The following is a 20,204-nucleotide window of genomic DNA, read 5'->3' as shown; positions in this document are numbered from 1 at the left end:
CGTGGGACAGAAGGTAAACCCGCACGGTTTCCGTCTCGGCATCAGCACGGACCACAAGAGCCGTTGGTACGCCGACAAGCTGTACAAGGACTACGTCGGCGAGGACGTCAAGATCCGCCGCCTGCTGAGCAAGGGCATGGAGCGCGCCGGCATCTCCCGCGTGGAGATCGAGCGCACCCGTGACCGGGTCCGGGTCGACATCCACACCGCCCGTCCGGGCATCGTCATCGGCCGCCGCGGCGCCGAGGCGGACCGGATCCGGGGCAGCCTGGAGGAGCTCACCGGCAAGCAGGTGCAGCTGAACATCCTCGAGGTGAAGAACGCCGAGGTCGACGCCCAGCTGGTCGCACAGGGTGTGGCCGAGCAACTGTCCGGCCGCGTGGCGTTCCGCCGCGCGATGCGCAAGGCGATGCAGACCACCATGCGTGGCGGCGCCCTGGGCATCCGGATCCAGTGCTCCGGCCGGCTCGGTGGCGCGGAGATGTCGCGGTCGGAGTTCTACCGCGAAGGCCGCGTCCCGCTGCACACGCTGCGCGCGGACATCGACTACGGCTTCTACGAGGCCCGCACGACCTTCGGCCGGATCGGCGTGAAGGTCTGGATCTACAAGGGCGACGTCGCCGGCACCCGCGCCGAGCGCGAGGCGCAGGCCGCCGCCCGGGCCGCGACCCAGCAGCGTGGCCGTCCGGCCCGCCGCGACGGTGGCGACCGTGGTGACCGTGGCGGTCGCGGTGGCGACCGTGGTGGCCGTCGCGACGACCGCCGGGACAACAACAGGCGCGACAACAACGCGGCTCCGGCCGCCGAGGCGAGCGCTCCGGCGGCCGACAAGCCCGCCGAGACGACCGGAACGGAGAGCTGAACCGTGCTCATCCCCCGTAAGGTCAAGCACCGCAAGCAGCACCACCCGGGGCGCTCCGGCGCTGCCAAGGGCGGTACGACGCTGGCCTTCGGTGACTTCGGTATCCAGGCGCTGGAGAACCACTACGTCACCAACCGGCAGATCGAGGCCGCGCGTATTGCGATGACCCGGCACATCAAGCGTGGCGGCAAGGTGTGGATCAACATCTACCCCGACCGCCCGCTGACCAAGAAGCCGGCCGAGACCCGGATGGGTTCCGGTAAGGGTTCGCCGGAGTGGTGGATCTCCAACGTCAAGGCCGGGCGCGTGCTGTTCGAGCTCTCCGGTGTGCCGGAGGACATTGCTCGCGAGGCGATGCGCCGCGCGATCCACAAGTTGCCGATGAAGTGCCGCTTCATTTCCCGAGAGGCAGGTGAGAACTGATGGCTACCACCGTGACCGCAGCTGAGCTGCGCAACCTCGGCCGGGACGAGCTGATGACCAAGCTCGGTGAAGCCAAGGAGGAGCTGTTCAACCTCCGGTTCCAGGCTGCCACGGGCCAGCTGGAGTCCCACGGCCGGCTGCGCGCCGTCCGTAAGGACATCGCCCGCATCTACACGGTGCTGTCCGAGCGTGCGCTCGGGATCACCGAGGAGGTCGACGCCCCGGTTGCCGAGGCCGAGACCGAGGCCGACGAGCCTGCGGACGACAGTGAGAAGGCGAACGCATGACCGAGAACACGAAGGACGAGACCGTGAGCACGACCCCCGCGGCGCGCAGCCACCGGAAGACCCGGGTGGGCCTGGTGCTGAGCGACAAGATGGACAAGACCGTCGTGGTCGAGGTCGAGGACCGGGTCAAGCACAAGCTGTACGGCAAGGTCATCCGGCGTACCAGCAAGCTCAAGGCGCACGACGAGCAGAACGCCGCCGGCACCGGCGACCGCGTCCTCCTGATGGAGACCCGGCCGCTGTCGGCGACCAAGCGCTGGCGCGTCGTCGAGGTCCTCGAGAAGGCCAAGTAGCTGTTCCCGGCCGCACCAGGACAACACCGGTGCGATCGGCAACCATTCGAAATTATTCGTTCCGCAAGGCTCACGCGAGTGAGAACCAGCGAGACAACCAGGAGATCAACAGATGATCCAGCAGGAGTCGCGACTGAAGGTCGCCGACAACACGGGTGCCAAGGAGATCTTGTGCATCCGCGTTCTCGGTGGCTCCGGTCGGCGCTACGCCGGTGTCGGTGACACGATCGTCGCCACCGTCAAGGACGCGATCCCCGGCGGTGGTGTCAAGAAGGGTGACGTCGTGAAGGCGGTCGTCGTGCGGACCGTGAAGGAGCGCCGGCGTCCGGACGGCTCCTACATCCGCTTCGACGAGAACGCCGCGGTGATCCTGAAGGCCGACGGCGAGCCGCGCGGTACCCGTATCTTCGGGCCGGTCGGCCGGGAGCTGCGGGAGAAGCGCTTCATGAAGATCATCTCGCTCGCGCCGGAGGTGCTCTGAGATGGCCCAGCAGAAGAAGCTGCACGTGAAGAAGGGCGATCAGGTTCGTGTGATCGCCGGTAAGTCCAAGGGCCTCGAGGGCAAGATCATCCAGGTCTTCCCCGACGACGAGAAGGTCATCGTCGAGGGCGTCAACCGGGTGAAGAAGCACACCAAGGTGCAGCAGGCCCAGCGCGGCGGCACCACCGGTGGCATCGTCACCCAGGAAGCCCCGATCCACGTCTCGAACGTGGCGCTTCTGGTCGAGGTCGACAAGGACGGCAAGAAGCAGAAGGTGACCACCCGCGTCGGCTACAACCGCGTCGAGGTGCAGAAGCGCCGTCCGGACGGTTCGACGTACACCGGTTACCGCAGCGTCCGGATCGCCCGGCGTACCGGCGAGGAGATCTGATGACCACCGCAGTTACCGAGACCAAGGTCCAGCCGCGGCTGAAGACGAAGTACCGCGAGGAGATCGTCGGCAAGCTGCAGGACGAGTTCACCTACGCCAACGTCATGCAGGTGCCCGGGCTCACCAAGATCGTGGTGAACATGGGCGTCGGCGAGGCGGCGCGCGACTCCAAGCTGATCGAGGGCGCGGTGAAGGACCTGGCCGCGATCACCGGCCAGAAGGCCCAGGTCACCAAGGCCCGCAAGTCGATCGCGCAGTTCAAGCTGCGCGAGGGGATGCCGATCGGCGCCCACGTGACGCTGCGCGGCGACCGGATGTGGGAGTTCCTGGACCGGCTGCTGGCGCTCGCGCTGCCCCGGATCCGCGACTTCCGCGGTCTGTCGCCCAAGCAGTTCGACGGCACCGGGAACTACACCTTCGGTCTGACCGAGCAGGTGATGTTCCACGAGATCAACCAGGACCGCATCGACCGGGTCCGGGGTATGGACATCACCGTGGTGACCACCGCGAAGAACGACGACGAGGGTCGGGCCCTGCTGCGGGCGCTCGGCTTCCCGTTCAAGGAGAACTGACGTGGCGAAGACAGCACTCAAGGTCAAGCAGGCCCGGAAGCCGAAGTTCGCGGTGCGTGGCTACACGCGCTGCCAGCGCTGCGGCCGGCCGAAGGCGGTCTTCCGCAAGTTCGGCCTGTGCCGGATCTGCCTGCGGGAGATGGCGCACCGGGGCGAGCTGCCCGGTGTGACCAAGTCCAGCTGGTGACCGTCTCCACCCCCGAACTTCTCCCTACTCACCATCTAGTCACCGTAGGTCGCCGGACGGCGAAACCACGGCGGGAAAGAGGCCCCAGGCCATGACGATGACCGACCCGATCGCAGACATGTTGACGCGTCTGCGGAACGCCAACCAGGCGTACCACGAGTCGACCGCGATGCCGTACAGCAAGATCAAGCAGGGTATCGCCGACATTCTCCAGCAGGAGGGCTACATCGCCTCCTACAAGGTGGAGGAGCCCAAGGAGGGCGCCGTCGGCAAGACCCTCATCGTGGACCTCAAGTTCGGCCCGAGCCGGGAGCGCTCCATTGCGGGCGTGCGCCGGATCAGCAAGCCGGGCCTGCGGGTCTACGCGAAGTCGACCAGCCTGCCCAAGGTCCTCGGTGGCCTGGGCGTCGCGATCATCTCGACGTCCCAGGGACTGCTGACCGACCGCCAGGCCAAGAACAAGGGCGTCGGCGGGGAAGTCCTCGCCTACGTCTGGTGACGAAGAACCGGAAGGAGGACCACTGAAATGTCTCGCATCGGTAAGCTCCCGGTCACGGTCCCGTCCGGCGTCGACGTCACGATCGACGGCCAGACGGTCACTGTGAAGGGTCCGAAGGGTCAGCTGTCGCACGTCGTCGCTGAGCCCATCGCGGTGGACCGCGACGAGGACGGCGCGATCGCCGTCACCCGTCCGGACGACCAGCGCAAGAGCAAGGAACTGCACGGCCTGTCCCGCACCCTGATCGCCAACCTGGTCACGGGCGTCACGGACGGCTACGAGAAGAAGCTCGAGATCGTCGGCGTCGGGTACCGCGTCCTGTCCAAGGGACCGACCCAGCTGGAGTTCTCGCTCGGGTACAGCCACACCATCACGGTGGACGCGCCGGAAGGCATCACGTTCAACGTGGAGGCGCCGACCCGGTTCTCGGTGATCGGCATCGACAAGCAGTCGGTCGGTGAGGTCGCCGCCAACATCCGCAAGCTGCGTAAGCCCGAGCCGTACAAGGGCAAGGGTGTGCGGTACGCCGGCGAGCAGGTGCGCCGCAAGGTCGGAAAGGCTGGTAAGTAACCCATGGCGATCGGACTGCGTCCGCACAAGCACTCCGCCAAGAAGACGGCCTCCCGGCTGCGTCGGCAGATCCGGGTCCGGAAGAAGATCAACGGCACGGCCGACCGGCCGCGGCTGGTGGTCTCCAAGTCCTCGAAGCACCTGTTCGTTCAGGTCATCGACGACGTGGCCGGCAAGACGCTGGTCTCCGCCTCCACCATGGAGGCCGACCTGCGCGCGGCAGAGGCGAACAAGACCGACAAGGCCAAGACCGTCGGCGGCCTGATCGCCGACCGTGCCAAGGCCGCCGGGATCGACTCGGTCGTGTTCGACCGGGCCGGGAACAAGTACCAGGGCCGCATCGCGGCACTGGCCGACGCCGCCCGCGAGGGCGGGCTCGGGTTCTGAGATGGCGACAAGGGAAGAAGGTAGTTCGAAATGAGCGGAGGCCAGCAGCGTCGCGGAGGCGGCGCCGGTGGTGAGCGCCGTGGCCGCGACGGTGGTCGCGGTCAGCAGGCGGACAAGACCGCCTACATCGAGCGCGTGGTAGCCATCAACCGTGTCGCCAAGGTCGTGAAGGGTGGTCGGCGCTTCAGCTTCACCGCCCTCGTGGTCGTCGGTGACGGTGAAGGCACCGTCGGTGTGGGTTACGGCAAGGCCAAGGAGGTGCCCGCGGCGATCGCCAAGGGTGTCGAGGAGGCCAAGAAGTCGTTCTTCAAGGTGCCGCGGATCCAGGGCACCATCCCGCACCCGGTCCAGGGCGAGAAGGCCGCAGGCGTTGTCATGCTGCGTCCGGCCGCTCCCGGTACCGGTGTGATCGCGGGTGGCTCGGCGCGCGCCGTACTGGAGTGCGCGGGGATCCACGACATCCTCAGCAAGTCGCTGGGCTCGTCGAACGCCATCAACGTGGTGCACGCCACGGTGGAGGCGCTGCGTAGCCTGGAGACCCCGGAGGCCGTGGCCGCGCGCCGTGGCCTGCCGGTCGAGGATGTCGCCCCGGCGGCCCTGCTGAAGGCGCGGGCGGAGGTGGCGTCCTGATGGCACGCCTGAAGGTCACCCAGGTCCGTTCCGGCATCGGTGGCAAGCAGAACCAGCGCGACACGCTGCGCACCCTGGGCGTCAAGCGGATCGGCGACAGCGCCGTCCACGAGGACAAGCCTGAGGTTCGCGGCATGGTTCGTGCGGTTCGCCACCTCATCACCGTCGAGGAGGTCGACTGACATGGCGCTCAAGGTTCACCACCTGCGTCCGGCGCCCGGTGCCAAGACCGCCAAGACCCGCGTGGGTCGTGGTGAGGGCAGCAAGGGCAAGACAGCCGGCCGCGGTACCAAGGGCAGCAAGGCTCGTAACAACATCCCCGAGTGGTTCGAGGGTGGCCAGATGCCGCTGCACATGCGGCTCCCGAAGCTGAAGGGCTTCAAGAGCAGGAACCGGGTGGAGTTCCAGGTCGTTAACCTGGACAAGCTCGGACAACTGTTCCCCGAAGGTGGCGAGGTCGGCGTAGCCGAACTGGTCGCCAAGGGCGCGGTCCGTCGCGGTCAGCCGGTCAAGGTGCTGGGTGATGGCGAGCTGACCGTGGCACTGCAGGTCTCGGCTCACAAGTTCTCCAAGTCCGCCACGGACAAGATCCAGGCGGCCGGGGGGACCACGACCGAGGTGTGACACGAGGTCCAGGGCTCGTAACGCCCGGTGCTTGATATCCTGCGCCGGTCGGACGAGCCCTGGTTCGTCTCTTGCCCAGCGGCTTAGCTAGGCCCCTGCCGTGCCCGCGGCAAGGGAAACTTGTGGGAGGACAGGGTGTTAGGCGCCTTTGCCAACGCGTTCAAGACTCCGGACCTGCGCCGGAAGATCTTGTTCGTGCTCTTCATCGTCGTGATCTTCCGGATCGGCTCGGTCGTGCCGGCACCGGGCGTCAACGTTCAGTCTCTGCACACGTGTATCAAGATCTCCCAGGGTGGCCAGAACGCCAACCTGTACAACTTGATCAACCTGTTCTCCGGCGGAGCGCTGCTGCAGCTCGCGATCTTCGCGCTCGGCATCATGCCGTACATCACCGCCAGCATCATTCTGCAGCTGCTCACCGTGGTGATCCCGCGGCTCGAGTCGCTGAAGAAGGAGGGCCAGGCGGGACAGGGGAAGATCACCCAGTACACCCGGTTCCTGACCGTCGGTCTGGCGATCCTGCAGTCGACCGCGTTCGTGGCGCTCGCCCGGACGCCGGGCCGGCTGTTCCAGGGCTGCACCGAGCCGCTGCTGTACAAGGACAACTGGTTCACCGTGGCCGTCATGGTGCTGACCATGACCGCCGGCACCGGCGTGATCATGTGGCTCGGTGAGCTGATCACCGACCGTGGCGTCGGTAACGGTATGTCGATCCTGATCTTCACCCAGATCGTCGCCACCTTCCCGACCCAGCTGTGGAGCATCCGCAAGCAGAAGGGCGTCACCACGTTCGTCGTGGTGATCGCGATCGGTCTGGTCATCATGGCCGCGGTCATCTTCATCGAGCAGGCCCAGCGCCGGATCCCGGTGCAGTACGCCAAGCGCATGGTCGGACGGAAGATGTTCGGCGGTACGTCGACGTACATCCCGCTGAAGGTCAACCAGGCCGGTGTCATCCCGGTGATCTTCGCGTCCAGCCTGCTGTATCTCCCCGTCCTGATCAGTCAGTTCCAGCAAGGCAAGGGCTGGTCCAACTGGATCCAGGGCAACTTGGTCAAGGGCGACCACCCGATCTACATGGTGACGTACGTCGCCCTGATCATCTTCTTCACGTACTTCTACGTCTCGATCACCTTCAACCCGAAGGAAGTCGCGGACAACATGAAGAAGTACGGCGGCTTCATCCCCGGGATCCGGGCGGGGCGGCCGACCGAGGAGTACCTCAAGTACGTGCTGGACCGCATCACCCTGCCGGGCGCGGTCTACCTCGCGGCGATCTCGATGATCCCGCTGGTCGCTCTCGTCCTGCTGAACGCCAGCCAGAACTTCCCGTTCGGCGGTACGTCGATCCTGATCATGGTCGGCGTCGGTCTCGACACGGTGAAGCAGATCGAGAGTCAGCTGCAGCAGCGAAACTACGAAGGGTTCCTGCGCTGATGAGAATGTTGCTGATGGGTCCGCCCGGGGCGGGCAAGGGCACGCAGGCAAAGGTGCTTGCGGATCGCCTGAATATCCCGGCCGTGTCCACCGGTGACATCTTCCGTGCGAACGTCAAGGACGAGACGCCGCTGGGTGTCGAGGCCAAGCGGTACATGGATGCCGGCGACTACGTCCCGGACGAGGTCACGAACTCGATGGTTCGCGACCGGCTGTCCGAGGCCGACGCGGGCGAAGGCTTCCTGCTCGACGGGTATCCGCGGACGCTGGCCCAGGTCGGCACGCTGGACGAGATCCTGGCCGACCACGGCCACAAACTGGATGCCGTGGTCGCGCTGGTCGCCGATATCGACGTGCTCGTCGAGCGGATGACCAAGCGGGCCCACATCGAGGGCCGCACGGACGACTCCGAAGAGGTCGTGCGGCACCGGCAGGACGTCTACAGCGCCGAGACCAAGCCGCTGCTGCAGGTGTACGCCGAGCGCGGTCTGCTCGTCGAGGTGGACGGTGTCGGCGAGATCGACGAGGTCAGCGAGCGCGTCCTCGCCGCGCTGAAGACCGTCACGGAGTAGGCCGGTAGTGATGTTCAGAGACCGCGGGATCGAGATCAAGACCCGCGAGCAGATCCTCGCCATGCGGACGGCCGGCCTGGTGGTCGGCCGCACGCTGGAGCTGCTCCGCGGGGAGGTCCGGGCCGGTATCAGCACCGGCGAGCTGGACGCGATCGCGGAGGACAACATCCGGTCCTCCGGCGCGACCCCGTCGTTCAAGGGGTACCACGGCTTCACCGGCTCGATCTGCGCCTCGGTGAACGACGAGATCGTGCACGGCATCCCGGGTGGCCGGGTGCTGGCCGAGGGCGACCTCATCTCGATCGACTGCGGCGCGATCGTCGACGGCTGGCACGGCGACGCCGCGATCACCGTTCCGGTCGGTGCGGTCGACGACGAACTGCTCGAGCTGGCCCGGATCTGCGAGGAGTCGATGTGGCGCGGGTTCGCGGCTGCCCGGCTCGGCGGCCGGCTGACCGACATCTCGGCCGCGGTCGAGGCGCACGTCCGCGCGAACTCGTCGTACGGCATCGTCGAGGACTTCGTCGGGCACGGGATCGGCTCGGCCATGCACCAGCCGCCGAACGTGCCGAACTTCGGCCGCCCGGGCCGCGGCCCGAAGCTGATCGAGGGGATGGCGCTCGCCGTCGAGCCCATGCTCACACTCGGCAAGCAGGACAACCACACGCTCGAGGACGACTGGACGGTCGTCACCGACGACGGCCGGTCCGCCGCGCACACCGAGCACACGTTCACTCTCACTCCGCAAGGACCGTGGGTGCTGACCGCGATCGACGGCGGCGAGTCCGAGCTGGCCGAGCTCGGGGTCAAGTTCGGCGCCCTGGCCAATTGACCGGGTCCGACTGACGGACACCGGGGGTCCACCCGTCGGGGGACGCGGAGCGGCCCGTAGCTGAGGCACACTTGAGACATGCCTCAGTACCAGCCGTACCAGCGTTTCACCGAAGCCGACCGGGACAAGATCGCCGGACGGCTGCGGGACGCGTTCGCGGACGGCCGGCTCGATCAACCCGAGTTCTCCTCCCGCCTCGACCAGCTCTACACCGTGCAGACGTACGGCGAGCTGGAGCCGCTGGTGCGGGACCTGCCGCCGGTGCGCACGTACCAGACGCCCGAGGTCGTGCAGGACACCAAGCCCGCCCCCGAGCCGGGCAACTTCCCGGAGCGGAAGAAGGACACCCGTCCGCACCGCCACGGGATCGGTGCGCTGGGCGGCGGCTTCACCGGCGTGGTGATGATCAACGTCGTGATCTGGTTCGTGATCGGACTCGGCAACGGCGGGCACTGGCCGTCGTTCTGGCCGGTCTGGCTGCTGATTCCCTGGGCGATCATCGCCCTCGGCGGCCTCGGCAGGCGCCGTTGACGGCGGCCCCGGTGCGGGCGTCCCAGGTGCGGGCGGACTGGGCGTGGCAGCTGCACCAGGGGACCGCGGTCGTCTACGTGATCTGGTTCGCGGTCGCCGTACCGCTGGCGATCGTCGGGCTGCTGCTGGAGCCGCGCTGGGTGGGCTGGTTCGTGCTGGCCTGGTTCCTGGTGCTGATCGGGTTCACGCTGGCGCTGCGGATCGGTGACGGTCGCCGCCGGCGATCCTGGGCGGATGCGGCCCAGCAGCTCGGCTGGCGGATCAGCGCGTCCGGCGCGGACCTGCGGGATCGTTGGCCGTTCCCACCGTTCGACAGCGACCCCAAGGCCCAGGTCGTCGACGTGACCACCGGCCGGCACCGGGGCCGCGAGTTCTGGACCGGGCGCTTCCGGCACAAGGTACGGCGCCGTGAGCTCGGCTTCGACTTCATCGACCTGCAGGTGGATCGACCGCTACCGCCGCTGCAGGTGCTGCCCGCGGGCCTGGCGCCGGTAGCGGCAGCGAGCCTGTTGCCGCTGCCGCTCACCATCGACGGGCTGCCGGCGCAGTACCGGTTGTTCAACGGCCGCGAGGACCACGCGACGGCGATCCTGCACCCGCGGGCGGTCGAGGCGCTGGCCGACGTACCCCCGTTCGGCTTCAGCTGCGAAGGGCGGCGGTTCGTCGCGATCCTTCCGGCGTACCGCGATTCCGTCACTGCGCTCGCACAGTTGGATGCAGCGTGTGATCTGCTGGATCTGATGCCGGAGCAGGTCTGGCGTGCAGGCGAGCAGTGGGCGGCCACCAATACCTGACCGCAGGGCTCGATTGGGTTTCGCGTGGGTGCGTGGCGTACACTTTTTCCTTGGCTCTTTGTAGCCATAGCCAGTCACGTCTACAGAAGTGCGAGGACATGCCCAAAAAAGAGGGAGTAATCGAACTCGAGGGCACCATCGTCGAGGCCCTGCCGAACGCGATGTTCCGTGTTGAGCTGTCCAACGGGCACAAAGTGCTCGCGCACATCAGCGGCAAGATGAGGCAGCACTACATCCGGATCCTCCCCGAGGACCGGGTCGTCGTGGAGCTGTCGCCGTACGACCTCACCAGGGGTCGGATCGTCTATCGGTACAAGTAACAACCACCAACACCTGTCGAAGAAAGTAGCTCGATGAAGGTCAATCCGAGCGTCAAGAAGATCTGCGACAAGTGCAAGGTGATCCGCCGGCACGGCCGGGTCATGGTGATCTGCGAGAACCCGCGGCACAAGCAGCGGCAGGGCTGAGTTCAGCCCGCACGTAGGACACGGCACTTTCGCACCACAGCGCGCATGCTCGTGCGGTCCACGGACCGTACGTCGCCCCCGGAACAGAGGCCGGGGCCTTGCCGGTGAAGCACGACGAGTCACCGAGGCGGGCAAGGACGCAGCGCGCCACCACACCTCTGCCGACGAAAGGAACACCGCCACATGGCACGCCTCGTAGGAGTCGACCTGCCGCGCGACAAGCGCATCGAGGTCGCTCTCACCTACATCTTCGGTGTAGGTCGTACTCGCGCCCTGAAGACGCTCGAAGCCACCGGGATCTCCGGTGACAAGCGCGTCCACGAACTGGGCGACGAAGAACTGGTCAAGCTCCGGGACTTCATCGAAGGCAACTACAAGATCGAGGGTGACCTCCGTCGCGAGGTGACCGCGGACATCCGCCGCAAGATCGAGATCGGGTCGTACCAGGGTCGCCGGCACCGCAGCGGGCTTCCGGTGCGCGGTCAGCGCACGCGGACCAACGCCCGTAGCCGCAAGGGTCGTCGTAAGGCGATCGCCGGCAAGAAGAAGAAGTGACCCGGATGACTTACGACCAGCCCAGGAGCAACTGACCTATGCCTCCCAAGAGCCGCAGCGCGGCCGGCGCGAAGAAGGTGCGCCGCAAGGAGAAGAAGAACGTGGCCGCCGGCCACGCGCACATCAAGAGCACGTTCAACAACACGATCGTGACGATCACCGACCCGACCGGCGCGGTCATCTCGTGGGCTTCCGCGGGCACCGTCGGCTTCAAGGGTTCGCGCAAGTCCACCCCGTTCGCCGCCCAGATGGCCGCCGAGGCCGCCGGACGCCGGGCGATGGAGCACGGCATGCGCAAGATCGACGTGTTCGTGAAGGGTCCCGGCTCCGGCCGTGAGACCGCGATCCGTTCGCTGGGTGCGGTCGGCCTCGAGGTCGGCACCATCCAGGACGTCACCCCGGTCGCCCACAACGGATGCCGCCCGCCCAAGCGGCGCCGGGTCTGATCCCAGAGAGAGGAAGGTAGCGAACCATGGCCCGTTACACCGGACCTATGACCAAGAAGTCGCGCCGTCTCGGGGTCGACCTCGTCGGTGGCGACAAGGCGTTCGAGCGTCGTCCGTACCCGCCGGGTATGCACGGCCGCGGCCGCCCGAAGGAGAGCGAGTACCTGCTCCAGCTGCGCGAGAAGCAGAAGGCGCGTTACTCGTACGGCGTTCTCGAGAAGCAGTTCCGCCGGTACTACGAGGAGGCCTCGCGGCGCTCCGGCAAGACCGGTGACAACCTGCTGCAGATCCTCGAGTCCCGCCTGGACAACGTGGTCTACCGCTCCGGCCTGGCCCGGACCCGCCGGCAGGCCCGTCAGCTCGTCGTCCACGGTCACTTCACCGTGAACGGCGTCAAGGTGAACATCCCGTCGTACCGGGTGGCTGCGCACGACATCATCGATGTCAAGCAGAAGTCGGCCGAGACGACGCCGTTCATCGTCGCCCGCGAGACGCACGCCGAGCGTGTCGTCCCCGCGTGGCTCGAGGTGATGCCCGAGCGGCTGCGGATCCTCGTGCACCAGCTGCCGACCCGGCAGCAGATCGACACCCAGGTCGCCGAGCACCTGATCGTCGAGCTCTACTCGAAGAACTGATCCTGCTCCGGCCGGTGGCCTCCGGGCCACCGGCCGGAAACGGTCCGTGCTTCACCTTCGCGGCCTCAAATAGTGGTCGTCGCGGAACCAGAAAGAAGAACACAGTGCTTATCGCACAGCGCCCCACCCTGACCGAAGAGGTCGTCGACGAGTACCGCTCGCGGTTCGTGATCGAGCCGCTGGAGCCGGGCTTCGGTTACACCCTCGGTAACTCGATCCGCCGGACCCTGCTGTCCTCCATCCCCGGTGCCGCCGTCACCAGCATCAAGATCGACGGTGTCCTGCACGAGTTCTCGACCGTTGCCGGGGTCAAGGAAGACGCCACCCAGCTGATCCTGAACCTGAAGGACCTGGTCGTCTCGTCCGAGCACGACGAGCCGGTCACCATGTACCTGCGCAAGCAGGGCCCCGGTGACGTCACCGCCGCCGACATCGCGCCGCCGGCCGGTGTCGAGGTGCACAACCCGGACCTGAAGATCGCCACCCTGAACGAGAAGGGCCGGCTCGAGATGGAGCTGGTCGTCGAGCGCGGCCGCGGTTACGTGTCCGCGGTACAGAACAAGTCCGCCGACGCCGAGATCGGCCGGATGCCGGTCGACTCGATCTACTCGCCGGTGCTCAAGGTCACCTACAAGGTCGAGGCGACCCGTGTCGAGCAGCGCACCGACTTCGACCGGCTGGTCGTCGACGTCGAGACCAAGCCGTCGATGCTGCCCCGCGACGCCGTCGCGTCGGCCGGTAAGACCCTGGTCGAGCTGTTCGGCCTGGCCCGCGAGCTGAACGTCGAGGCCGAGGGCATCGACATCGGCCCGTCGCCGGTGGACGAGCAGATGGCCGCCGACCTGGCGCTGCCGGTCGAGGACCTGCAGCTGACCGTCCGGTCGTACAACTGCCTGAAGCGCGAGGGCATCCACACCGTGGGTGAGCTGATCTCGCGCAGCGAGCAGGACCTGCTGGACATCCGGAACTTCGGCTCCAAGTCGATCGACGAGGTCAAGCTGAAGCTGGCCGAGATGGGCCTGTCGCTGAAGGACTCCCCGCCCGGGTTCGACCTGCGCGCGGCGTCCGGTGCCTACGGCAACGAGGCGGACGACGAGGACGAGAGCTTCGCCGAGACCGAGCAGTACTGAGCTGACCGAAGGCCCGTCGGGGCCTCTTCCCGAGGCCCCACGGCCTGAGATTCCTGGAGTAATGAGATGCCAACCCCCACCAAGGGTGCCCGGCTGGGCGGCAGCCCGGCGCACGAGAAGCTGATCCTCAGCAACCTCGCGACGTCGCTGTTCGAGCACGGCGCCATCACCACCACCGCGGCCAAGGCCAAGCGCCTGCAGCCGCTGGCGGAGCAGATGATCACCAAGGCGAAGCGTGGTGACCTGAACTCGCGCCGTCAGGTGATGAAGCGGATCAAGGACAAGAGCATCGTGCACGTGCTCTTCACCGAGATCGGCGAGCGGTACGCCGACCGTCCGGGTGGCTACACCCGGATCACCAAGCTCGGTCCGCGCAAGGGCGACAACGCCCCGATGGCGAAGATCGAGCTGGTCGAGGCGCTGGCCGACTCCCCGAAGGCCAAGAAGACCGCCAAGAAGGCTCCGGCCAAGAAGGCGGCCGCCAAGGCCGAGGAGAAGGTCGACGAGCCGAAGGACGAAAAGGTCCAGGACGTCGTCGCCGGTAAGTTCGACAACTCCGCCGCCCCGCTCGAGGACGGCTCCGCGCCCGAGGGCTTCACCATCAAGGGCAACGAGAACTCGATGAAGTACCACACCACCGAGTCGCCGTGGTACGACCAGACGGTCGCCGAGGTCTGGTTCAAGACCGAGGCCGACGCCGAGGCCGCGGGCTTCGCCAAGGCCGGCGAGACCGAGGACGACGACAAGTAAGCACTCCTCCAGAGCCCCCTCACCGCACGGTGAGGGGGCTCTGTTGCGTTAGATTGCCGTGTGCGTTGGCGGATAGACCTCAGGTACGACGGAGCGGGATTCCACGGCTGGGCTCGTCAAGAGGGACTCCGTACTGTGCAAGGTGCTCTGGAAGAGGCGGTCCGCGTCGTACTGCGACTGCCGGAGCCGGTGACCGTGACGTGTGCGGGCCGGACGGACACTGGAGTGCACGCTCGCGGCCAGGTCACCCATGTGGACCTGGAAGGCGCTGTGGACCCGCTGAGGCTCCTGAGAGGGCTGAACGGCGTCCTGCCCGAGGATGTAGCCGTCACGGCCGTCACGGTGGCTCCAGAGGGCTTTGACGCCAGGTTCTCCGCTCTGGCCCGCCGGTACGTGTACCGCCTGTGCGACGACCCGGTCGGCTGGGACCCGCTGACCCGGGGACATGTACTTCGAGTAGGGCGGCCGCTGGATGTGGATCGCATGAACGCCGCCGCGGCCGGTCTGCTCGGCGAGCACGACTTCGCGGCGTACTGCAAGAAGCGGGAAGGCGCGAGCACAGTGCGGGCCCTGCTGGAGTACTCGTGGCAGCGGACAGCTGTCGGCCGGTTGGAGGGCACTGTGATCGCGGATGCGTTCTGCCACTCAATGGTCCGGGCTCTGGTCGGCGCGATGATCTCAGTGGGAGACGGACGCCGTGATGTCGACTGGCCGGCCGCAGTACTGGCCGGGAAGGTGCGCGACTCGGCTGTGTCGGTGCTGCCGGCGCATGGGTTGACGCTGGAGGAAGTGCGCTATCCAGCGGACGACGAGCTGGCCGCGCGGGCGTTGCAGGCCCGTCAGGTCAGGGGAGAGGTGCACCAGCGTGGCTGATCACTTTTTCTCGGCGGATCCGCAGTCGGCGGACGTGCGGCGTACCGTCGAGGCGCGGATCTGGGGGAAGCCGTATGTCTTCACGACGGCGACCGGTGTGTTCTCCCGGGACCGTCTGGACATCGGTACGGCGGTGCTGCTACGCGAGACCGAGCCGCCGAAGCAGGCCGGCACGTTCCTCGACCTGGGGTGTGGCTACGGGCCGATCGCCTGTGCGCTGGCGCTGGAGGACCCGAAGGCGACGGTGTGGGCGGTCGACGTGAACAACCGGGCGCTCGAGCTCACCGGGTTGAACGCGGCGGCCGCCGGGGTGGCGGACCGGGTGCATGCCGCGCTGCCGGACGACGTACCGGCTGACGTGGTGTTCGACGAGATCTGGTCCAACCCGGCGATCCACATCGGCAAGCCCGAGCTGCACAAGATGCTGCTGCACTGGCTGGCTCGCCTTGCTCCTGACGGCGTGGCGTGGTTCGTCGTCGGCAAGAACCTTGGCGGCGACTCCTTGCAGCGCTGGATGACCGAACAGGGCTACCCCTGCGAGCGGGTGGGCAGCGCGAAGGGCTTCCGCGTCCTTCGCGCCACCCGCTGAACTAACTGCGCTCGGTGGTCCGCCGGCCGGATTTCCGCGCCAGACTAACGACCGAACGGTCGATGAACAGCAGGCGTCAAGCACCGATTGGGTACGCTGCCGACCGTCAGTTGCGGGGTTCGGGTCCCGCTGCAACGAACGCGCCACCGGCGCCGTCCTTGAGGGTATGGAGGCAGCCTTGGCGGCAGCAGAGGCACGGACAGGGCCGCTCGACTTCGAGGTGTGGGTCACCGAGAAGGCCGACGCCCTGTTGCGGTTCGCCTATGTCCTGACCGGGGACGCCAACCTGGCCGAGGACGCCGTACAGGATGCCTTGACCACGGCGTGTGCGCGGTGGGGCCGGGTGAGCCGGGCCGATGACCCTGAGGCGTACGTGAAGCGGATGGTGGTGAACGCGCACATCTCCTGGTGGCGCAGGTTTCGCCGGCGGGAGGCGCCCGCGCCGGATCCGGTGCGGACCGCGCGAGCGGTGTCGGACGGTACGGCGGCCCGGGCCGAGTCGGAGGCCATCTGGGCGCTGTGCGCGACGCTGCCGGACAAACAGCGAGCAGCCGTCGTACTGCGGTTCTACGAGGAGCTGTCGTACGCCGAGATCGCGCAGCTGCTGCACTGCGCGGAGGCGACCGCCCGGTCGCATGTCCATCGAGCACTGGCCGCACTGAAAACCACGCTGAGCACTGAAAGCACTGAGAGCACGGAAGGAGCCGAGGATGCCTGAGCACGACCCTGAGCAGGAGCTCGGCCCCAAGTTCACGTCTGCCCTGCACAACCAGGCCGACAACCAGTCCGATCTGCAGAAGGGTGGCCTGGCCCGGGAGGCTCGTCGACGCGTGCACCGACGCCGGCAGGGCTGGTCGGTGGCAGCAGGCGCCGTACTGGTGGCTGTTGCGATCGGGGGCGTCTGGGGTCTGGCTGGTGGCGAGTCACCGGTTGCCACCAGCGACAGCAGTGGCAGCGGCGACAGCAAGGCCCTGGTTCCTAACAAGTCTGTCCAGGGCGTCGATCCGTCAGAGGCTTCCGTACCGGACACCGGATGTCCGGTGGACCACCCGATCCTCAAGGCTCCCGGTCCGGACGCCCTGCAGGCCGATGTGGGGCTCGACGTGAACACTCCGGTGACCGGCCTGCGCGCCTGCCGCTACGGCTTTGCCGAGGGCGGGACTGGGCTGCTCGGCCAAGAGGTGTTCAACGCCGCGACAGCGCAGCAGGTGGTGGACGCGATCAAGGTCCTCCCGGAGCGGAATGCGCAGCTGCCGGTGTTCAAGTGCGCGCCGCCGACCGCCAAGCCGTCCGAGGCGATCGTGCTCCGGTTCGACACGTCGGACGGGGTCCGGGAGATCTGGGTCGAGTACGACGGCTGTGAGTCGGCCGGCTTCTTCACCGGCACGCACCCCTACGGCCTGTTCTCGGCGCCGCTGAAGCTGTTCATGACCGGATCGGTGCGCCCGTCCGGCGGGACCTACCTGGACGCCCTCAAGGACTGGTAGCTCACTCGACCCCACGCTCCGGCTTACGCGCCGCAGGTCCGCGTGCCCGGTCGACCCGCCAAGCGTCACGGGGTGGCAGAGCCGCAGCTGCCGCGCCAGACGCCGCCGCTCCGGCCGCGGCGCCTGCTCCTGCCGCACCTCCGCCCGCAGCTCTACCTGTGCTCGGTGCGCTGCCCAGGAACTGCCGCAGATGGTCAGTGTCCAGATCGGCAGTACTTCGCCCGTAGTGCGCCTCGATGCGCTGGACCAGAGCCCTGTCCTGTGGCGACATCGGCATCCGGGGCGGATGCTCGCCGTACTGCCGGTAGTGCTGTTCGACCGCGCCCAGCTCCTGCTCCAGCCGCTGGACCGCCCTGATGCCCGTGTCACGGCCTCGGGCGGCGAGCTGGACCGGGGGTTCGATGTCCGCGGTGTAAGCAGCGAGCGCCGCGAGTTCCTCCTTCAGCGGCCGACCCAGCCGGAGCCTGATCTGGGACCGGTGCTCCGGTGGCATCAGGCCGTTCAACCGCGAGTTGATGACCACATCCGCCATCGCGTTGTAGCGCTGCACGAACGGCGTCCGGTCGACGGCGGTCCAGACCTCATCCGGCGACCGGCCGCTGATTTTGTGCAGACCGTGCAGCACACCTTCTACGCCGGCCTGGTAGCCGGCGTACGGCATCACCGCATGTACTTCGAGGATCCGGGGGACTTCCTTGTCCATACCGACGTCCTTGATGACCAGGTCGGCGATCCGGTCCTTGTTGCTGTCCGCGAGACCCTCGGTCAGGACCGTTGCCTCCGCCGAGAGGAAGCGGACCGCATCAGGTGCGTCCTCGTCGCCCACCTCGTGCTGATGGTGGTCGGTCTCGTGCATCACGGTCAGAGCGCCGATCCGGGCCCAGCCGGTCGCCTCGAGGTCGAGCGGACCGGTCGCGTCGTACGCGCGCAGCACGGGTTCGAGTACGAGCTCGCGGTCCATCGTCATCGGCCCGCCGTACTCCGCCGTGGCGCCCATGCCGCCGCGTTCCTCGTACAGCCGCCGGTTCCAGGACGACGGGATGCCGGTACGCCGCTCGACGGCCGCCACGATGCTCGCGACCCACTCGTACTCCCGCGTGCCGGGCAGGATCTCGGGTCCCATCAAGCGACGCGCCACGGGCAAACGATAACCGTTCGCCTGGCGGTCGTCGTACGGCCAGACTGGGGGGATGGGTCACGTGGATGTCGGCGGTGTCGGGTTCGAGTTGCCGGACGGGCGGGTGTTGCTGGACGACATCACGTTCCGCGTCGGTGACGGCGCGAAGGTCGCGCTGGTGGGTGCGAACGGCTCCGGCAAGACGACGCTGACCAGGATCATCGCGGGCGACCTGAAGGCACACAGCGGCAGCATCTCCCGGTCCGGTGGGCTGGGCGTGATGCGGCAGTTCGTCGGCTCGGTGCGGGACTCGTCGACGGTCCGCGACCTGCTGCTGGCCGTCGCGCCGGAGGCGATCCAGCAGGCCGCGGCGAAGCTGGACAAGGCCGAGCTGGCGATGATGGAGTCCGACCACGAGAAGACCCAGCTCAAGTACGCGCAGGCGGTGTCGGACTGGGGCGAGGTCGGCGGGTACGACGCCGAGGTGCTGTGGGACGTGTGTACGACGTCGGCGCTCGGCGTACCGTTCGAGCGCTGCCGCTGGCGTGAGGTGAAGACGCTGTCCGGCGGTGAGCAGAAGCGTCTGGTGCTGGAGGCGTTGCTGCGCGGGCCGGACGAGGTGCTGATCCTGGACGAGCCGGACAACTACCTCGACGTACCAGGGAAGCGCTGGCTGGAGGAGCAGCTGCGGACCAGCGACAAGACCGTGCTGTACATCAGCCACGACCGGGAGTTGCTGGCCAACACCGCTACCCGGATCGTCACGGTCGAGCTGGGCGCCGCGGGTAATACGGCGTGGACGCACGGCGGCGGCTTCGCGACGTACCACGAGGCCAGGCGGCACCGGTTCGAGCGGTTCGAGGAGCTGCGGAAGCGGTGGGACGAGGAGCACGCGAAGCTCCGGGCGCAGATGCTGATGTACAAGCAGAAGGCGGCGTACAACTCCGACATGGCGTCGCGCTACCGCGCCGCCCAGACCCGGCTGCGCAAGTTCGAGGAGGCCGGACCGCCGCAGGCGTTGCCGCGCGAGCAGAAAGTCAGCATGCGCCTCACCGGCGGCCGCACCGGCAAGCGGGCCGTGGTGTGCACAGGACTCGAGCTGACCGGCCTGATGAAGCCGTTCGACCTGGAGGTCTGGTACGGCGAACGTGTCGCCGTACTGGGATCCAACGGGTCCGGGAAGTCGCACTTCCTCCGGCTGCTCGCCAACGGTGGTTCGGATCCGGATGTGGAACACCAGCCGGTCGGCGAGGTGAAGATCGCCTCGGTGGCGCACACCGGCAACGCCAAGCTCGGTGCGCGCGTGCGGCCCGGTTGGTTCGCGCAGACGCATGAGCACCCGGAGCTGGTCGGCCGGACCCTGCTGGAGATCCTGCACCGTGGCGACGACCACCGTGAGGGCATGGGTCGTGAGCTGGCGTCGCGGAAGCTGGACCGGTACGAGCTGGCGCATGCTGCCGAGCAGACGTTCGACAGCCTGTCCGGTGGGCAGCAGGCCCGGTTCCAGATCCTGCTGCTGGAGCTGTCCGGTGCAACGCTGCTCCTGCTCGACGAGCCGACCGACAACCTGGACGTCGAGTCCGCGGAGGCGCTGGAGGAGGGGCTGGACGCCTTTGACGGCACGGTCCTGGCAGTCACCCACGACCGCTGGTTCGCCCGCGGCTTCGACCGCTTCCTGGTCTTCGGCGCCGACGGCTCCGTCTACGAACCCGACGAACCGGTCTGGGACGAGGGCCGGGTCGAGCGCGCACGCTGACCCCGGTGGGGCTGGACCCACCGGGGT

Annotated in this window: 32 protein-coding genes; 31 read left to right on the top strand and 1 reads right to left on the bottom strand. The window is 67.6% G+C overall.

The window, feature by feature from the left end; all coding sequences use genetic code 11:
- The first annotated feature begins 1 nt into the window (after position 1).
- From rpsC to OHA18_RS09035, 30 genes are all read left to right on the top strand, one after another.
- On the top strand, positions 2 to 862 hold the full coding sequence (gene rpsC / locus OHA18_RS09180) for a 30S ribosomal protein S3 (protein ID WP_329003459.1): 861 nt from the start codon (positions 2 to 4) through the stop codon (positions 860 to 862).
- Positions 863 to 865: 3 nt separating this feature from the next.
- Positions 866 to 1,285 (top strand): 50S ribosomal protein L16, encoded by a 420-nt coding sequence (gene rplP / locus OHA18_RS09175; protein WP_329003457.1) that lies wholly within the window; start codon positions 866 to 868, stop codon positions 1,283 to 1,285.
- Positions 1,285 to 1,572, top strand: a complete 288-nt coding sequence (rpmC, locus tag OHA18_RS09170) for a 50S ribosomal protein L29 (RefSeq protein WP_134120245.1) — start codon at positions 1,285 to 1,287, stop codon at positions 1,570 to 1,572. The genes rplP and rpmC overlap by 1 nt, the downstream gene beginning before the upstream one ends.
- Positions 1,569 to 1,865: a 30S ribosomal protein S17 gene (gene rpsQ / locus OHA18_RS09165; RefSeq protein WP_329003456.1), complete on the top strand. Its 297-nt coding sequence runs from the start codon at positions 1,569 to 1,571 to the stop codon at positions 1,863 to 1,865. Before rpmC ends, rpsQ begins: the two co-directional genes overlap by 4 nt.
- 112 nt (positions 1,866 to 1,977) lie before the next feature.
- Entirely contained in the window at positions 1,978 to 2,346 is a 369-nt protein-coding gene (gene rplN, locus OHA18_RS09160) for a 50S ribosomal protein L14 (RefSeq protein ID WP_012923677.1), read from the top strand.
- 1 nt (position 2,347) lies between these two features.
- Positions 2,348 to 2,737 carry a 50S ribosomal protein L24 gene (gene rplX / locus OHA18_RS09155; RefSeq protein ID WP_329003455.1) on the top strand — a complete coding sequence of 130 codons (390 nt, stop codon included), beginning with the start codon at positions 2,348 to 2,350 and terminating at the stop codon, positions 2,735 to 2,737.
- Positions 2,737 to 3,309 carry a 50S ribosomal protein L5 gene (gene rplE, locus OHA18_RS09150; protein ID WP_329003454.1) on the top strand — a complete coding sequence of 191 codons (573 nt, stop codon included), beginning with the start codon at positions 2,737 to 2,739 and terminating at the stop codon, positions 3,307 to 3,309. Before rplX ends, rplE begins: the two co-directional genes overlap by 1 nt.
- Before the next feature lies 1 nt (position 3,310).
- Positions 3,311 to 3,496, top strand: a complete 186-nt coding sequence (locus tag OHA18_RS09145) for a type Z 30S ribosomal protein S14 (RefSeq protein WP_012923674.1) — start codon at positions 3,311 to 3,313, stop codon at positions 3,494 to 3,496.
- A gap of 91 nt (positions 3,497 to 3,587) precedes the next feature.
- On the top strand, positions 3,588 to 3,995 hold the full coding sequence (gene rpsH / locus OHA18_RS09140) for a 30S ribosomal protein S8 (protein ID WP_134107189.1): 408 nt from the start codon (positions 3,588 to 3,590) through the stop codon (positions 3,993 to 3,995).
- A 27-nt stretch (positions 3,996 to 4,022) separates the two neighbouring features.
- Positions 4,023 to 4,565: a 50S ribosomal protein L6 gene (rplF, locus tag OHA18_RS09135; RefSeq protein ID WP_329003453.1), complete on the top strand. Its 543-nt coding sequence runs from the start codon at positions 4,023 to 4,025 to the stop codon at positions 4,563 to 4,565.
- 3 nt (positions 4,566 to 4,568) lie between these two features.
- Positions 4,569 to 4,952, top strand: a complete 384-nt coding sequence (gene rplR, locus OHA18_RS09130) for a 50S ribosomal protein L18 (RefSeq protein ID WP_329003452.1) — start codon at positions 4,569 to 4,571, stop codon at positions 4,950 to 4,952.
- A gap of 30 nt (positions 4,953 to 4,982) precedes the next feature.
- On the top strand, positions 4,983 to 5,582 hold the full coding sequence (rpsE, locus tag OHA18_RS09125) for a 30S ribosomal protein S5 (RefSeq protein ID WP_329003451.1): 600 nt from the start codon (positions 4,983 to 4,985) through the stop codon (positions 5,580 to 5,582).
- Positions 5,582 to 5,764, top strand: a complete 183-nt coding sequence (gene rpmD / locus OHA18_RS09120; RefSeq protein WP_141854791.1) for a 50S ribosomal protein L30 — start codon at positions 5,582 to 5,584, stop codon at positions 5,762 to 5,764. The genes rpsE and rpmD overlap by 1 nt, the downstream gene beginning before the upstream one ends.
- Position 5,765: 1 nt before the next feature.
- Complete coding sequence (gene rplO, locus OHA18_RS09115; protein ID WP_130441472.1) at positions 5,766 to 6,206, top strand: 50S ribosomal protein L15; 441 nt, start codon at positions 5,766 to 5,768, stop codon at positions 6,204 to 6,206.
- Between the two features lie 135 nt (positions 6,207 to 6,341).
- Complete coding sequence (gene secY, locus OHA18_RS09110) at positions 6,342 to 7,643, top strand: preprotein translocase subunit SecY (protein WP_329003449.1); 1,302 nt, start codon at positions 6,342 to 6,344, stop codon at positions 7,641 to 7,643.
- Positions 7,643 to 8,215 (top strand): adenylate kinase, encoded by a 573-nt coding sequence (locus OHA18_RS09105; RefSeq protein ID WP_329003448.1) that lies wholly within the window; start codon positions 7,643 to 7,645, stop codon positions 8,213 to 8,215. Before secY ends, OHA18_RS09105 begins: the two co-directional genes overlap by 1 nt.
- A gap of 10 nt (positions 8,216 to 8,225) precedes the next feature.
- The gene (gene map / locus OHA18_RS09100) at positions 8,226 to 9,047 is read left to right on the top strand and encodes a type I methionyl aminopeptidase (RefSeq protein ID WP_442914379.1); all 822 of its coding nucleotides are present in this window, start codon (positions 8,226 to 8,228) and stop codon (positions 9,045 to 9,047) included.
- Between the two features lie 78 nt (positions 9,048 to 9,125).
- Positions 9,126 to 9,578 (top strand): DUF1707 SHOCT-like domain-containing protein, encoded by a 453-nt coding sequence (locus OHA18_RS09095; RefSeq protein ID WP_329003445.1) that lies wholly within the window; start codon positions 9,126 to 9,128, stop codon positions 9,576 to 9,578.
- A complete protein-coding gene (locus tag OHA18_RS09090) occupies positions 9,575 to 10,372 on the top strand; it encodes a hypothetical protein (protein WP_329003444.1) in 798 nt (265 codons plus the stop codon). Before OHA18_RS09095 ends, OHA18_RS09090 begins: the two co-directional genes overlap by 4 nt.
- Positions 10,373 to 10,470: 98 nt before the next feature.
- On the top strand, positions 10,471 to 10,692 hold the full coding sequence (infA, locus tag OHA18_RS09085; RefSeq protein ID WP_012923661.1) for a translation initiation factor IF-1: 222 nt from the start codon (positions 10,471 to 10,473) through the stop codon (positions 10,690 to 10,692).
- Between the two features lie 33 nt (positions 10,693 to 10,725).
- Positions 10,726 to 10,839: a 50S ribosomal protein L36 gene (gene rpmJ / locus OHA18_RS09080; protein ID WP_008361054.1), complete on the top strand. Its 114-nt coding sequence runs from the start codon at positions 10,726 to 10,728 to the stop codon at positions 10,837 to 10,839.
- Positions 10,840 to 11,022: 183 nt separating this feature from the next.
- Positions 11,023 to 11,394 (top strand): 30S ribosomal protein S13, encoded by a 372-nt coding sequence (rpsM, locus tag OHA18_RS09075; RefSeq protein ID WP_020388083.1) that lies wholly within the window; start codon positions 11,023 to 11,025, stop codon positions 11,392 to 11,394.
- Between the two features lie 38 nt (positions 11,395 to 11,432).
- Complete coding sequence (rpsK, locus tag OHA18_RS09070) at positions 11,433 to 11,840, top strand: 30S ribosomal protein S11 (RefSeq protein ID WP_130384622.1); 408 nt, start codon at positions 11,433 to 11,435, stop codon at positions 11,838 to 11,840.
- Positions 11,841 to 11,866: 26 nt separating this feature from the next.
- Positions 11,867 to 12,475 (top strand): 30S ribosomal protein S4, encoded by a 609-nt coding sequence (gene rpsD / locus OHA18_RS09065; protein WP_134107206.1) that lies wholly within the window; start codon positions 11,867 to 11,869, stop codon positions 12,473 to 12,475.
- 104 nt (positions 12,476 to 12,579) lie between these two features.
- Positions 12,580 to 13,605, top strand: coding sequence for a DNA-directed RNA polymerase subunit alpha (locus OHA18_RS09060; RefSeq protein ID WP_130384620.1), 1,026 nt, complete (start codon positions 12,580 to 12,582; stop codon positions 13,603 to 13,605).
- Between the two features lie 66 nt (positions 13,606 to 13,671).
- Positions 13,672 to 14,355 carry a 50S ribosomal protein L17, sunset domain variant gene (gene rplQ, locus OHA18_RS09055; RefSeq protein WP_329003442.1) on the top strand — a complete coding sequence of 228 codons (684 nt, stop codon included), beginning with the start codon at positions 13,672 to 13,674 and terminating at the stop codon, positions 14,353 to 14,355.
- Between the two features lie 60 nt (positions 14,356 to 14,415).
- Positions 14,416 to 15,228 (top strand): tRNA pseudouridine(38-40) synthase TruA, encoded by an 813-nt coding sequence (truA, locus tag OHA18_RS09050; protein WP_329003440.1) that lies wholly within the window; start codon positions 14,416 to 14,418, stop codon positions 15,226 to 15,228.
- Positions 15,221 to 15,817 carry a class I SAM-dependent methyltransferase gene (locus tag OHA18_RS09045; RefSeq protein ID WP_329003438.1) on the top strand — a complete coding sequence of 199 codons (597 nt, stop codon included), beginning with the start codon at positions 15,221 to 15,223 and terminating at the stop codon, positions 15,815 to 15,817. The genes truA and OHA18_RS09045 overlap by 8 nt, the downstream gene beginning before the upstream one ends.
- A 178-nt stretch (positions 15,818 to 15,995) precedes the next feature.
- Positions 15,996 to 16,535: a SigE family RNA polymerase sigma factor gene (locus OHA18_RS09040; RefSeq protein ID WP_329003437.1), complete on the top strand. Its 540-nt coding sequence runs from the start codon at positions 15,996 to 15,998 to the stop codon at positions 16,533 to 16,535.
- Positions 16,528 to 17,304 carry a hypothetical protein gene (locus OHA18_RS09035; protein WP_329003436.1) on the top strand — a complete coding sequence of 259 codons (777 nt, stop codon included), beginning with the start codon at positions 16,528 to 16,530 and terminating at the stop codon, positions 17,302 to 17,304. The genes OHA18_RS09040 and OHA18_RS09035 overlap by 8 nt, the downstream gene beginning before the upstream one ends.
- A 1-nt stretch (position 17,305) precedes the next feature.
- On the opposite strand, the gene OHA18_RS09030 is transcribed toward OHA18_RS09035, so the two are convergent.
- A complete protein-coding gene (locus tag OHA18_RS09030) occupies positions 17,306 to 18,442 on the bottom strand; it encodes a hypothetical protein (protein WP_329003435.1) in 1,137 nt (378 codons plus the stop codon).
- A gap of 52 nt (positions 18,443 to 18,494) precedes the next feature.
- Here OHA18_RS09030 and OHA18_RS09025 point away from each other — a divergent pair, with 52 nt between their 5' ends.
- Positions 18,495 to 20,177, top strand: coding sequence for an ABC-F family ATP-binding cassette domain-containing protein (locus OHA18_RS09025; protein ID WP_329003433.1), 1,683 nt, complete (start codon positions 18,495 to 18,497; stop codon positions 20,175 to 20,177).
- Positions 20,178 to 20,204 lie beyond the last annotated feature (27 nt).

The sequence above is a fragment of the Kribbella sp. NBC_00709 genome (assembly GCF_036226565.1).
Lineage (GTDB): Bacteria > Actinomycetota > Actinomycetes > Propionibacteriales > Kribbellaceae > Kribbella.
The sequence above is the reverse complement of the archived record's forward strand: the minus strand, read 5'-3'. Positions and strand labels throughout refer to the sequence as shown.

Bases quoted from the DNA above. Each gene is read 5' to 3' on its own strand.
- infA (WP_012923661.1), top strand. From the start codon at position 10,471: ATGCCCAAAAAAGAGGGAGTAATCGAACTCGAGGGCACCATCGTCGAG.
- rplQ (WP_329003442.1), top strand. From the start codon at position 13,672: ATGCCAACCCCCACCAAGGGTGCCCGGCTGGGCGGCAGCCCGGCGCAC.
- rpmD (WP_141854791.1), top strand. From the start codon at position 5,582: ATGGCACGCCTGAAGGTCACCCAGGTCCGTTCCGGCATCGGTGGCAAG.
- OHA18_RS09105 (WP_329003448.1), top strand. From the start codon at position 7,643: ATGAGAATGTTGCTGATGGGTCCGCCCGGGGCGGGCAAGGGCACGCAG.
- rpsE (WP_329003451.1), top strand. From the start codon at position 4,983: ATGAGCGGAGGCCAGCAGCGTCGCGGAGGCGGCGCCGGTGGTGAGCGC.
- OHA18_RS09095 (WP_329003445.1), top strand. From the start codon at position 9,126: ATGCCTCAGTACCAGCCGTACCAGCGTTTCACCGAAGCCGACCGGGAC.
- rplN (WP_012923677.1), top strand. From the start codon at position 1,978: ATGATCCAGCAGGAGTCGCGACTGAAGGTCGCCGACAACACGGGTGCC.
- rpsD (WP_134107206.1), top strand. From the start codon at position 11,867: ATGGCCCGTTACACCGGACCTATGACCAAGAAGTCGCGCCGTCTCGGG.
- rplO (WP_130441472.1), top strand. From the start codon at position 5,766: ATGGCGCTCAAGGTTCACCACCTGCGTCCGGCGCCCGGTGCCAAGACC.
- rpsH (WP_134107189.1), top strand. From the start codon at position 3,588: ATGACGATGACCGACCCGATCGCAGACATGTTGACGCGTCTGCGGAAC.
- rpsM (WP_020388083.1), top strand. From the start codon at position 11,023: ATGGCACGCCTCGTAGGAGTCGACCTGCCGCGCGACAAGCGCATCGAG.
- rpmJ (WP_008361054.1), top strand. From the start codon at position 10,726: ATGAAGGTCAATCCGAGCGTCAAGAAGATCTGCGACAAGTGCAAGGTG.
- rplE (WP_329003454.1), top strand. From the start codon at position 2,737: ATGACCACCGCAGTTACCGAGACCAAGGTCCAGCCGCGGCTGAAGACG.
- rpmC (WP_134120245.1), top strand. From the start codon at position 1,285: ATGGCTACCACCGTGACCGCAGCTGAGCTGCGCAACCTCGGCCGGGAC.
- map (WP_442914379.1), top strand. From the start codon at position 8,226: ATGTTCAGAGACCGCGGGATCGAGATCAAGACCCGCGAGCAGATCCTC.
- OHA18_RS09035 (WP_329003436.1), top strand. From the start codon at position 16,528: ATGCCTGAGCACGACCCTGAGCAGGAGCTCGGCCCCAAGTTCACGTCT.
- rplX (WP_329003455.1), top strand. From the start codon at position 2,348: ATGGCCCAGCAGAAGAAGCTGCACGTGAAGAAGGGCGATCAGGTTCGT.
- rplF (WP_329003453.1), top strand. From the start codon at position 4,023: ATGTCTCGCATCGGTAAGCTCCCGGTCACGGTCCCGTCCGGCGTCGAC.
- rpsK (WP_130384622.1), top strand. From the start codon at position 11,433: ATGCCTCCCAAGAGCCGCAGCGCGGCCGGCGCGAAGAAGGTGCGCCGC.
- rplR (WP_329003452.1), top strand. From the start codon at position 4,569: ATGGCGATCGGACTGCGTCCGCACAAGCACTCCGCCAAGAAGACGGCC.
- OHA18_RS09025 (WP_329003433.1), top strand. From the start codon at position 18,495: ATGGGTCACGTGGATGTCGGCGGTGTCGGGTTCGAGTTGCCGGACGGG.
- rpsQ (WP_329003456.1), top strand. From the start codon at position 1,569: ATGACCGAGAACACGAAGGACGAGACCGTGAGCACGACCCCCGCGGCG.